Here is an 11,295-nt window from a genome sequence, read left to right as displayed (position 1 = left end):
CCTTGAGACCGCCTTCTTTATCTCCTGATAGTCATAGACAACCTCAAGGGGCCCAAAGCAGAACTCACACACATAGATGGGCTCTATGTTATATTTTCTGCCGCATTCTCTACACTGCAGTCCTGTTACAAATCCCACTTTTCTGCCTCCTTTCCTGAACTTCCCGGGGTTACACAACACAACAAAAGTATTCTATTTTACAGAATTATAAGCGGAAATTTAAAGGTTTTTTCCATATTTGAGTTTAATCGGTTCCAGAGTTTCTCCAAACAGCCTTGTTCCGGGTGATGTAACCCTTCTTTTTTGTTATGTTATAATCTTCGTTATGAGAATTATCATTATAGGTGCCGGTGAGGTAGGATACCATATATCAAAATTCCTATCCAGGGAAGAAGAGGTGGAGGTTGTTGTTGTTGATACAAATAAGGAGCAGCTCAGTAGAATAAGTGAGGAGCTTGATATTGCCGTAGTGGAGGGGGAGGGTGGATCCCCTGCGGTTCTGAAGGAGGCCGGCGCTGAGAAGGCATCCATTCTGCTTGCAGTAACCAATAGTGACGAGACCAATATGATCTCCTGCCTCGTGGCCAAGGCCCTCTTTAATATACCGCGGAAGATTGCAAGGATAAGAAACGATGAGTATTATGCCAACAGGCTTCTCCTTGCAAGGGATAACCTTGATATAGCCCCTGTTATTAACCCTGAACTTGAATCTGCAAGCGCGATTCTCAGGATTATCGATGCCCCGTTTGCCACTGATGTTGAAGAGTTTGAGGGGGGCATGATAAAGGTTATCGGTTTCAGGGTTCAGAAAGACTCCCTGCTTGCCGGAAAGACTTTACAGGAGTTCAGGGAAAGAATAAGGGAAAAAGTGCTGATAGGCATTATTCAGCGTGAGAACAGCGCGATAATCCCCACTGGAAAGGACAGGATTGAGGAGAACGATATCGTCTATCTGCCTGTTCACAGTGACCACGTCCACAGGACGGCGGCCTTAATCAGTGGTGCCCTGAAACCTGTAAGGAATATGATTATAGTGGGGGGTGGCAGGATAGGGTTTCATGTAGCAAGGGAGATGGAAAAGAAGGACGTGACCGTCAAGATAATCGAGAAGAATCCGGAGAGATGCAAGTTCCTCATAAAGAACCTGCGGCGTACTGTAGTGCTGATTGGTGACGGTGCCGACAGGGGACTGCTTGATGAGGAGAACATAAGTTCAATGGATGTCTTTGCAGCCATCTCCAATAATGAAGAACTTAACATCATGTCTTCCCTGCTTGCAAAAAGGCTCGGGGTGAGGAAAGTAATAACCGTGGTTAACCGGACAGACTATCTGCCCCTTGCCCACAGTCTCGGGATTGAGGTGGTAATAAGTCCAAGGCTTATTACGGCAAGTTCCATTCTGAGATACATCAGACGTGGAGAGATTCTGAGTCTTACCGCAATTGCAGAAGACATGGCCGAGATTATCGAGGCCGGGGTTGGTGAAAAATCAAACTTTATCGGCAAGAGACTGAAGGATGCAAAAATACCGGTCTCTGCCCTGATTGGTGCAATTATCCGTAATGGTGAAGTAATCATACCCGGTGGTGACGATATAATAAGAAAAGGCGACAGGCTGATTATTTTTGCCCTCAGAGAGTCCATAAGACAGATAGAAAACCTGTTGCTATGAACTGGAAGACCATTGTAAACCTCACCGGAATAGTTGTCCTTATTGTCTCATTCTTTATGCTCTTTCCCATAGGTGTATCTCTTTATTTTAACGGAAGTGACCTGATAGCACTGATTTATTCTTTTGCGGTAACTTTTTTTTCGGGTATGGCGCTTTTTTTCCTTACCAGGAAGTCGAGAAAGGAGGACCTGAGACACAGGGACGGCTTTCTTGCTGTTACAGCCAGCTGGGTAGTCGTTACGTTTTTCAGTTCACTGCCCTTTCTGTTTTCCCAGACCTTTGCATCCTTTACAGATGCATATTTTGAGGCCATGGCCGGCTTTACTACAACCGGGGCATCAGTGCTCGGAAATATTGAAGGAGCTCAAAAAGGGGTTCTTTTCTGGAGAAGCCTGACCCAGTGGTTGGGTGGAATGGGCATAGTGCTCTTCTCCCTTGCCGTGCTGCCCATGCTTGGCGGCGGAGGCATGCAGTTGTTTAAGGCCGAAGTGCCCGAGATTACCGTTGATAAATTAAGGCCAAGGATTGTGGATACGGCAAAGGCATTGTGGTATATATATGCATCTCTTACGGCACTGGCTGCGATCCTTTTCATACTTGGCGGCATGACCGTATATGATGGCATCAGTCACTCGTTTACCACCCTTGCAACGGGGGGGTTTTCTACAAAGAATACGAGTATCGGATATTATAACAGTCCTTATATAGATGCAGTCACAACTGTATTTATGTTTCTTGCAGGGATAAATTATACTCTCTATTTTTATGCCTTCAAGGGCGACCTTTCAAAGTTTGCAAGGAGTGACGAGTTCAGGTTTTATCTGAGGGTCACTGTTATTGCCATAGCACTGTTGACCATAGACCTTTGGGGGAGGGATTACAGCACTCTCCTGGAGTCTGTCAGGTATGCATCGTTTCAGGTGGTTTCAATAATGACAACAACAGGCTATGTCACTGCTGATTATGAAAAATGGACCTACTTTGCCCAGTTGCTCCTCGTTATCCTGATGTTTTTTGGGGGGATGATTGGTTCGACCGGTGGTGGCATGAAGCAGGTAAGGATATTGCTGATGTTCAAGCAGGCATACAGGGAGCTCTACCAGCTCATCCATCCCAGGGCAGTGACCGTGCTGAAACTGGAGGACAAATTCGTTCCAAAAGAGATATTGGGCAGCATCTGGGGATTTCTATTTCTCTTTCTGATAATATGGGTCAGTGCAACGCTTGTGATGACATTACAGGGGATAGATATTATTACAGCCGCTTCAACTGTTGTTTCCGCACTCTGCAATGTAGGGCCTGCCCTTGGCGGGGCCGGTCCTGCAGAGAACTATGCCGGGTTACCGTATATGGCAAAATGGGTACTTATATTTTGTATGCTTGTGGGAAGGCTTGAGGTTTATACGGTGATTATACTGTTTATTCCCCATTTCTGGAAAAAATAAGGAGGAAATAAAGATGAATACTATTGATGTATATAAAAAGCTGCCGGGAAAGAATTGCGGCCAATGTCCTGAGAAGACCTGCATGGCCTTTGCACTCTCATTAGTTAAAGGCGGAACGGATGTAGAGAATTGTCCTTACCTTGAGGCTGCCGTTGCAGAGGAGTTAAGGGGTGCAAAAGGGGCTGACTGGCGTGAAAGCCTGATAGCGAGTCTCAGGGAAGAGGTGAGCAGACTTGATTTTCCCCTTTGTGCCGGCGGGATAGGTGCAGAACTTGTTGACGGGTCAATGAAGATAAGCTGCCTTGGAATGGATTTTCTGGTCAGCCCGGGTGGAGATATAACCACTCGTGGATACATAAATCCCTGGATAAAAATACTCCTGCTGCACTATATAAGGACCGGCGGCAGGGGTGAGCCTGCAGGCAGATGGGTCTCGTTTTCAGAGCTCAAAGCCGGTCTGGTAAAGGCGTCATCCTTTCACCGCGATTGTGAGGAACCCCTGAGAGAGTTGCTGGACCGTGATATTGTGCGGACTGGAGCCATGCTGTCCCGGCTTGGTGCAGAAGAAACGGCTTCCGAGTCAGCAGACCATGCGTGGAGACTTCAGGCACTGCCGAAAATTCCGGTACTTATCCTTTACTGGAAGGAGGATAATGACCTTGATGTTATGGGTTCTTCAACGTGCAAAATACTCTTTGACAGCTCGGCGGACAGGTTTCTGGATGTGGAGTCACTTATATTTCTTCTTGAAGGGCTTGCAAACATAATCAGTCATGCGTTGACCCGTTAATGATACAGTTTTTTTTCAACAGGTTGTTGTAGTGGCGAGGTTACCTCGCCCTTCTTTTCTCGCATATTATGGCGGAGAGGGAGGGATTCGAACCCTCGGTAGAGTGTTAACCCCACAACCGCTTAGCAGGCGGCTGCCTTAAACCGCTCGGCCACCTCTCCATATTGATTGACAATCTACGATTGACGATTGATAATTAACGGATATTCTAACAGAAAAACAGCAGGTCATGCAAAGAATAATTGCTTTGCCTGGCTTTCTATAATGATTTCTGATTCACTGACGAGGTTATTGGTAGTGGCGGGGTTTCCCCGCCTTCTTAAGGTAGTGGCGAGGTTTCCTCGCCTTTTCCCTGTTTCTGTCTGTAATCATCTATCGCCTTTCTCAGCGCATCAGCGCCGAGGTTGGAGCAGTGCATCTTCTGCGGGGGTAATCCGCCGAGGGCACTTGCAACCTGTTCCTTTGATATAGACATGGCTTCCTCAAGGGTCTTGCCCTTTATCATCTCCGTTATCATACTGCTTACTGCTATGGCGGCACCGCAGCCAAATGTCTGGAATTTTGCTTCCACGATCCTGTTGTCTTTCACCTTGATAAAGAGCTTCATCATGTCCCCGCAGACAGGGTTGCCCTCTGAGCCCACTCCGTCTGCATCAGGCATCTCGCCCACATTTCTTGGATTCATGAAATGATCCATCACTTCTTTGGAATACATGTTCCACCCTCCTCAATCTCTCCCCACCCCTTGGAAAAGGGTGAGAGTTCTCGTAGTCTCTTGATTATCTGAGGAAACTCCTCAAGGGCATACTCAATCTGTTCTTCCGTATTGTCTGCTCCGAGCGTGAAGACTACAGAGCCATGTGCTACATGTGTAGGGACTCCCATTGAGAGCAGCACCGGTGAGGATTTTAGAGCCTTTGACGTACATGCCGAGCCGCTTGCAACGTATATCCCTTTTGCTGCAAGCATGAGTAGCATTCCTTCCCCTTCTATATACTCCACACAGAAACTGGCATGTCCGGGCAGCCTCCTTTCAGGATGGCCCGTAAAATGGACGTCTTCAAGCTTCATGATGCCCTTGATGAGCCTGTCCCTCAGTTGCCTGATATTTTCAACCCTCATGGGTAACTCAGCCTTTGAAATCTCTGCAGCCCTGCCCATACCAGCTATTGCCGGAACGTTTTCAGTTCCCGCCCTTCGTCCGCCTTCCTGGATGCCGCCGAAGATAAGGGGTATAATCCTCTGGCCTTCCCTGAGATACAGGGCCCCTGCACCTTTAGGACCATTGAACTGATGGGCCGACATGCTGAGGAGGTCTACGCCGAGTTCCTTTACATCAACGGGGATGTTGCCTATTGAGGCAACGGCATCGGTGTGAAGAGTAATGTTTCTCTCCCTTGCAATGGAGGCTATTTCACTTATTGGTTCGATCGTACCGACCTCTGGGCTGGCATGTATTACGGAGATTACTATTGTCTCATCAATGATTGCCTTTCTGACAGCCTCGGGGTCTATCAGGCCGTATTTATCAGGGGGCAGATAAGTTGCCGTAAAACCCATCTTTTCAAGGAACCTTGCGGAATTAAGTATCGAGTGGTGTTCCATCCTTGTGACTATGATATGCTTGCCCTCATGCTGGCGGGCAAAGGCAATGCCCCTGAGTGCAAAATTATTGGCCTCTGCGCCGTTTGATGTAAATATTATCTCGGTATTTTTGGCATTTATAAGTCCTGCAACCTGCTCCCTTGCATTTTCAACCGCTTCTCTGGCTTTAGTCCCAAGCGGGTAAATGCTCAGCGGGTTTCCAAATTCCTCCCTGAAATAGGGCATCATTGCATCCAGCACCTCTGGTCTTAAGGGGGTTGTTGCTACATGATCAAAATAACACTCCATGATGGTCTCCTTCTGTCAGGGCCATTTAGTTATGAGCCCGTTTTTCTGATATAAAACTTGAAGTAATCATCAGTCTCATCAACACCAATAAATTCATTCCCCGTATTTTCACACCAATCGGGTATGTCTTCAAGGGCGCCGTCATAGTCAGTGAGGAGCTCAAGTATCTGCCCGCTCTTCAGTTTTCCCATCATCTCATCAAGCTTGAGCAAGTGCATCGGACACATCATGTAGACTATATCAGTGGTTACATCAGGTGTTATATGGTCTACAAACCTGACCTTTTTCATGCCACTGCACCCTTGCCCTTTCCGGCTATAAGCGTAAAATCGTCATATGACTTACCGCTCAGGAGGTCAGCAAGGGTTATGGTGTTTAAAAATTCCTCAATCTGTCTTCCCAACGCCTTCCACAGGAGGTGGGTAACACAGCTATCAACCCTCACGCACCCCTCCGCAGGATTGAGACACGAGGTTATGGCAACCGGGCCTTCAAGTTCCCTCAGTATCTCCGAGATGCTTATCTCCTCAGGTCTGTTTGTAAGGAGATACCCGCCGCCGGGGCCTTTAACACTCCGTATAAGGCCTGAACGTCGCAGCCTGTTGAGTATCTGCTCAAGGTAATGAGGGGAGACATCCTGCCTTTCCGAGATTACCTTGATATTAACGGGTTCATCAGGATACCCCCGCGCTATCTCAAACATGGCCCTCACGCCGTACTGACCCTTTGTCGATAACCTGAGCATAAATAATTATAAAATACTTAACCATATCTGTCAAGTATTATTTCAGCAGGATTTTATTTTAATACAACAAGGTGTTTACAGGATCACAAAATGCTGTACTTCAGAGATAAACGGATATTTAACTTTAATTCCGGATACCGCGATTAAACAGCGTTGGGTGATGTAAAAGAGTGATACTTACCTCGGAGGAGGGCCGGATGCCCGACGAGAATGAGTGAAGGGTTTATCATGTCACTCTTTAATCATCAGTGCATTTAAGGTTATAAGATAAGGTTTGAAAGAGTTGTTTATTCCAGGTTTTGATTGATATAGGCGAGTGCACCATAGAGGCTCAGTTCATCTCCAAGCTTTGCCTTTTCTACAACTGGAGGGGTGGGGAATATGTTTAACGCTTCTTTTAAATAATAACGGACCCTTTCGACAGGGATGCCGATCTCGTTCATCATGGAGCCCCCAAGTATGATGATGTCAGGAGACCAGATAACAGTTATATTATTGAGGCCGTATGCAAGAAACCTTGCCCTGTCATCCCAGAATTTTTCATCAGTAATCTCATATGGCTTTTTCCCGCACTGTCTCTCTATGTCTGCGCCTGAGATGTAATTTATCAGGTATCCCCTTTCACTCCACCCGGGACAGAGGGCGTTACCTGCATCAATTATCTGCGCTCCGGGTTCAAAGCCCATCGCGCATTCATCAATTTTACCGTTGACTACCCTTGCCCCGCCAACGCCCGTGCTTACGGTAATATATACGACTATGGGATAGCCCCTGCCTGCTCCGTAAATTGCCTCTCCGAGTGTGCCCATTGCTGCGTCATTTTCAATATATGCAACCGTTGTTAATGCCTTCTCCAAAGCATCCTTGAGTGGCTTATTCCACCAGCCGGGAATATTGGGGCCGCCGACGGCCATTGTCTTGTCCTTGTTCAGAGGTCCTGCTATCCCGCCCACAACAGCCTCAATCCTTTCACCCTTGGCAAGCTCAAGGGCTGCACCCTTAAAAACCTCTATTCCTTCTTCAAACTCTTTCGGGGTAGCAAGATTTCTGATCTCCCCAAGTGCCCTGCCGTCTGCTGAGGCAGCAAGGCGCATGTTTGTCGCTCCTATATCAAAAAGTATGTACATGGTGGTTATTATTTTACCTTATCTTGACGGTAGTTTTGCAACTCTCAAGGTTGTCTGTATAAAACAGGTTAATTTTTGGGGATAGACATGGATATGGAGTTTGAACGGTTTCAAATTATCACTTTTATTTCACTCCCGAAATACTTCGGGATCGAGAATGAGTGAAAACTCTGTATCCTTGTCTATCCCCTTTTCACAACCACTATCCTGGAACAACTTCAGAAAGTTCCCTGTCAATATACATATCCCCCCTGAGTTCCTTCAAAATGGCTGCAGGCACTTCTGAAACCGGTCTGTCTTCCTGCATGCGGCGGAGTGCCTCAGCCTTGTCCCTGCCGGTAGCAAAAACAAAGGCCCGGTTAATCAGTTTCAGGAATGTGTTTGTTGTTGTTACCCTCTCGGGATAGGGTGTTTTGCCTGCTGCATCATAGGCCACAACCCATCTCTCACCGTTAAACAGGGTGTTAAACCTGTCTTTATCCTCCGGAAAGGGCAATATGCCCGAGGTGTGCCCATCAGGGCCGATACCAATGGTAGCAATAATCCCGCCAGCTGGATTGTTTTTTCTCCACTCCCTCAATTTCCCTTCAAAATAATCGGCAAGGGCCTTCTGTGTCTGTCCCGGTCGGACGCCTGTGTCAATAAAGGCACATCCGGATTTCAGAGCCTTCCTGTAAAAGTCCGTCCTGGATAACTGGGAAAAATTATTGTTTTTGCCTTCCCTGTCGTATCGTTCATCCAGGACGCCAATGGTCAGATAGTCTCCCAATATGTCATCTGAAAAGAAATCGAGTATTGCAAGTGAAGACCCTCCGGAACTTAGAAACAGGACTTTCCTGCCCCCTTTCTTTGCATCCGACAGGTAGTGGGAAATATCATCAGCAACCTGCCTTGCTGCCGCAGCCTTGTCCTCAAAAATACTTATCCTGAGGTTCCCGATTGTCCTGTTCATTCTTCTGTACCAGAAGGGTCGGTGATTACACTTTTTTTCATGTTAAACATTTTAGCAAAATGCTGAAGAAAGAAACATCTGTAACCTCTGTATGGGTTGGGTTAGCCTTTTAGTTATTAAATAAATCAATAAACCTATTAGGATGTTGAAGTTTGAGGTAAAGTGTGCTATATGTGAGGTGTAAGTTAAAAAAATAAAGATGAACATGAATGCCTGAAATACGAAGGGGGAGACTATCCTCCGATATTTTATTTCCTTATCAAAACTCGCTACCTTTAATCCCTTAATCCTTGCTCAGTGTTTTCATCTCTGTGGCTGGTGTTACATAGGGAATGTGGTGGAAGTGGAGCTCCGGATTTTTACCTTTTGTCCGGTTATTCCGTTTCTGGCCGGGACAGAAAACATAAAAAACAGGAAGCACAAAAAGGAGGAGGTGCAAAAATGGGAAGGATATTCATGAAAAAACGAGTAAGTCTGATAAGTTTGACAGGATTTTTATTTCTGGTAATGCTTTTCCCAACAGTTGCATCAGCAGATGTGGACAGGGGTGCTGTGATGAAGAAGGTCTCAGGGCTTCAGATGCCTTTTATCGAGAATCAGGGGCAGGTCAAGGATGCATCAGTCAGGTTTTATGCCAACACTTTCGCAGGCACAGTATATGTAACAGACAAGGGCGAGATTGTTTACAGCCTTGTCAAGACGGAACCAGCAGCAGAAAACACGAAAGACAGAGATATTAATCCCGCACTCCGGCCCAAAAGCTCAATTTCAAAGGCCTTGGCATTAAGGGAGAGCCTTACTGGCTTGAAGAAGACCGGCAAGAAAGGGGAATCAATTTCCTTGCATCCGGTAGGCATCAATAAATCAGTTACCAGGGTCAATTACTTTATCGGCAAGAAAGAGAATTGGAGGACAGGAATCCCGACGTGGCAGGAGGTGAACCTTGGAGAGGTATATAAGGGCATAGAGCTTAAGCTGAAGGCATACGGGAAGAATGTGGAAAAACTCTTTACTGTCCAACCGGTGGGCTCGGTTGAGAAGATACGCCTGAAGATAGAAGGTGCAAAGAGGCTCAGAGTGAACAGTGAAGGTGAACTCGAGATAGAGACAGCCTTTGGGACCGTGAAGATGACAAGGCCGGTTGCCTATCAGGAGATTGACGGCAAGCGGGTTGAAATTGCCGCGAACTATATAGTTTCAAGTCAAAGCCAAGGTTTAACCTACGGTTTTCAGGTTGGAGAATACGATAAGACAAAGCCTCTCATAATAGACCCGCTTTTGGCTTCTACGTTTTTGGGCGGGAGCAGTTCAGATAACGCTATATCCATAATTGTGGACAACAGCGGCAATATATATGTGTCTGGCGGAACTTACTCATCAGACTTTCCGACAACTACAGGGGCTTTTGATACAATCTTCTCGTATGTGGAGGCGTTTGTATCAAAGTTCGACGGTGATCTTGAAGAACTGCTTGCTTCTACATTTATTGGTCCGGCTTTTTATTCTAATTCCATGGCCATAGACCGTAATGGCAACATTTATGTGGCGGGTGTAACTCCTTCCCCAGACTTCCCGACAACTCCCGGTGCCTACGACAGGACTATCGGCTTAGGTGATCCTCAGCCATGGGATTCTTCTTTTTTCGATGGTTTTATTTCAAAGTTTGACGGTGACCTTGAAAATCTTCTTGCCTCCACGTTTCTGGGACTCCTGACTGATTATGACTTCAGTGGGCCTATTGAAATAACGTTAGACAATGACGGAAATATTTATATGGCCAGTCCATTTCGTTGTGGCTATGTATACAATGAGATTTACTGTGCCTTCATAGCCAAATTTGATGCAAGGCTTGAAAATCAACTTGCCTCTATATTACTTTCCCGTGGTTCAAGTGCCAACGCTATTTCTGTTGACAGCAGCGGAAATGTTTATGTGGTTGGTTCAGGCAATATCACAACTCCTGGTGCTTACGATGAGACCTACAATGGTGGTGGTGATGTTTTTGTATCAAAGTTCGACGGGAACCTGGAAGGGATTCTCGCTGCTACATTTCTTGGAGGCGAGGCAGGAGAATCTTCCGATTCAGTCTTCACAGATGACAGTGGAAACATCTATGTGACCGGCTTGACTTGGTCGCCGGATTTCCCGGTAACACCCGGTGCTTACGATGAGACCTACAATGGCGGTGGTGACATTTTTGTATCAAAGTTCGACAATGACCTTGAAAACCTCCTTGCCTCCACTTTTCTGGGTGGAGATGACAATGATAAAGCCAGTTTTGTTATGGTGGGCAGCAGCGGTGATTTATACGTGACCGGCTGGACAGTGTCAGCAAACTTTCCAACAACTCCCGACGCTTATGATACAACCTACAATGGTGACAGTGATGCCTTTATATCAAAGTTCGACAGTAATTTGGAGACACTGTTGTCATCGACTTATCTCGGCGGGATTGACCGGGACAACGCTAATTCATTAACCATTGACGGTAACGGAGATGTGTTTGTGACCGGCAGGACCAAGTCGTCGGATTTTCCGACAACCGCTGGTGCCTATGATACATTTCTTGATGTTGGTTATTATTTTCATGCCTTTGTGTCAAAGTTTACTTTTGGGAAAGAAAGCACTCACCCGCACAAGCGTAAATGCAGGCATTAACTTTGTTAGCCCG

Annotated in this window: 11 protein-coding genes and 1 tRNA gene; 4 read left to right on the top strand and 8 right to left on the bottom strand. The window is 46.4% G+C overall.

Features of this window, described 5'->3' with window-relative positions; genetic code table 11:
- Positions 1-138 (bottom strand): threonine synthase (locus VST71_02170; GenBank protein MEC4684525.1); only part of this gene is annotated, 138 nt, incomplete at its 3' end.
- Positions 139-325: 187 nt separating this feature from the next.
- Here VST71_02170 and trkA point away from each other — a divergent pair.
- From trkA to VST71_02155, 3 genes are read left to right on the top strand one after another with little or no spacing between them, the layout of a single operon-like run.
- Positions 326-1,672, top strand: a complete 1,347-nt coding sequence (gene trkA / locus VST71_02165; GenBank protein ID MEC4684524.1) for a Trk system potassium transporter TrkA — start codon at positions 326-328, stop codon at positions 1,670-1,672.
- On the top strand, positions 1,669-3,117 hold the full coding sequence (locus tag VST71_02160; GenBank protein ID MEC4684523.1) for a TrkH family potassium uptake protein: 1,449 nt from the start codon (positions 1,669-1,671) through the stop codon (positions 3,115-3,117). Before trkA ends, VST71_02160 begins: the two co-directional genes overlap by 4 nt.
- 13 nt (positions 3,118-3,130) lie before the next feature.
- On the top strand, positions 3,131-3,907 hold the full coding sequence (locus tag VST71_02155) for a DUF3786 domain-containing protein (GenBank protein MEC4684522.1): 777 nt from the start codon (positions 3,131-3,133) through the stop codon (positions 3,905-3,907).
- A gap of 69 nt (positions 3,908-3,976) precedes the next feature.
- On the opposite strand, the gene VST71_02150 is transcribed toward VST71_02155, so the two are convergent.
- The 7 genes from VST71_02150 to VST71_02120 form a co-directional block, all read right to left on the bottom strand.
- Positions 3,977-4,068, bottom strand: a tRNA-Ser gene (locus tag VST71_02150).
- A 158-nt stretch (positions 4,069-4,226) separates the two neighbouring features.
- Entirely contained in the window at positions 4,227-4,622 is a 396-nt protein-coding gene (gene nifU, locus VST71_02145; GenBank protein MEC4684521.1) for a Fe-S cluster assembly scaffold protein NifU, read from the bottom strand.
- Positions 4,604-5,800, bottom strand: coding sequence for a cysteine desulfurase family protein (locus VST71_02140; protein MEC4684520.1), 1,197 nt, complete (start codon positions 5,798-5,800; stop codon positions 4,604-4,606). The genes nifU and VST71_02140 overlap by 19 nt, the downstream gene beginning before the upstream one ends.
- A gap of 29 nt (positions 5,801-5,829) precedes the next feature.
- Complete coding sequence (locus VST71_02135; protein ID MEC4684519.1) at positions 5,830-6,090, bottom strand: sulfurtransferase TusA family protein; 261 nt, start codon at positions 6,088-6,090, stop codon at positions 5,830-5,832.
- Positions 6,087-6,545, bottom strand: coding sequence for an Rrf2 family transcriptional regulator (locus VST71_02130; GenBank protein MEC4684518.1), 459 nt, complete (start codon positions 6,543-6,545; stop codon positions 6,087-6,089). Before VST71_02130 ends, VST71_02135 begins: the two co-directional genes overlap by 4 nt.
- Before the next feature lie 287 nt (positions 6,546-6,832).
- Complete coding sequence (locus tag VST71_02125; GenBank protein ID MEC4684517.1) at positions 6,833-7,672, bottom strand: ROK family protein; 840 nt, start codon at positions 7,670-7,672, stop codon at positions 6,833-6,835.
- 202 nt (positions 7,673-7,874) lie between these two features.
- Entirely contained in the window at positions 7,875-8,624 is a 750-nt protein-coding gene (locus tag VST71_02120) for a 6-phosphogluconolactonase (GenBank protein ID MEC4684516.1), read from the bottom strand.
- A 441-nt stretch (positions 8,625-9,065) separates the two neighbouring features.
- On the opposite strand from VST71_02120, the gene VST71_02115 reads away from it, so the two are divergent.
- Positions 9,066-11,282: an SBBP repeat-containing protein gene (locus VST71_02115; protein MEC4684515.1), complete on the top strand. Its 2,217-nt coding sequence runs from the start codon at positions 9,066-9,068 to the stop codon at positions 11,280-11,282.
- Positions 11,283-11,295: the final 13 nt, after the last annotated feature.

Source organism: Nitrospirota bacterium (genome assembly GCA_035873375.1).
Taxonomy (GTDB): domain Bacteria; phylum Nitrospirota; class Thermodesulfovibrionia; order Thermodesulfovibrionales; family JdFR-85; genus BMS3Bbin07.
Note: the sequence above shows the minus strand (reverse complement) of the source record. Positions and strands in the feature narration are given on the sequence as shown.

What these genes read in the sequence shown, in the direction of transcription:
- trkA (MEC4684524.1), top strand. Translation starts at nt 326, where the DNA reads ATGAGAATTATCATTATAGGTGCCGGTGAGGTAGGATACCATATATCA.
- VST71_02160 (MEC4684523.1), top strand. Translation starts at nt 1,669, where the DNA reads ATGAACTGGAAGACCATTGTAAACCTCACCGGAATAGTTGTCCTTATT.
- VST71_02155 (MEC4684522.1), top strand. Translation starts at nt 3,131, where the DNA reads ATGAATACTATTGATGTATATAAAAAGCTGCCGGGAAAGAATTGCGGC.
- nifU (MEC4684521.1), bottom strand. Translation starts at nt 4,622, where the DNA reads ATGTATTCCAAAGAAGTGATGGATCATTTCATGAATCCAAGAAATGTG.
- VST71_02140 (MEC4684520.1), bottom strand. Translation starts at nt 5,800, where the DNA reads ATGGAGTGTTATTTTGATCATGTAGCAACAACCCCCTTAAGACCAGAG.
- VST71_02135 (MEC4684519.1), bottom strand. Translation starts at nt 6,090, where the DNA reads ATGAAAAAGGTCAGGTTTGTAGACCATATAACACCTGATGTAACCACT.
- VST71_02130 (MEC4684518.1), bottom strand. Translation starts at nt 6,545, where the DNA reads ATGCTCAGGTTATCGACAAAGGGTCAGTACGGCGTGAGGGCCATGTTT.
- VST71_02125 (MEC4684517.1), bottom strand. Translation starts at nt 7,672, where the DNA reads ATGTACATACTTTTTGATATAGGAGCGACAAACATGCGCCTTGCTGCC.
- VST71_02120 (MEC4684516.1), bottom strand. Translation starts at nt 8,624, where the DNA reads ATGAACAGGACAATCGGGAACCTCAGGATAAGTATTTTTGAGGACAAG.
- VST71_02115 (MEC4684515.1), top strand. Translation starts at nt 9,066, where the DNA reads ATGGGAAGGATATTCATGAAAAAACGAGTAAGTCTGATAAGTTTGACA.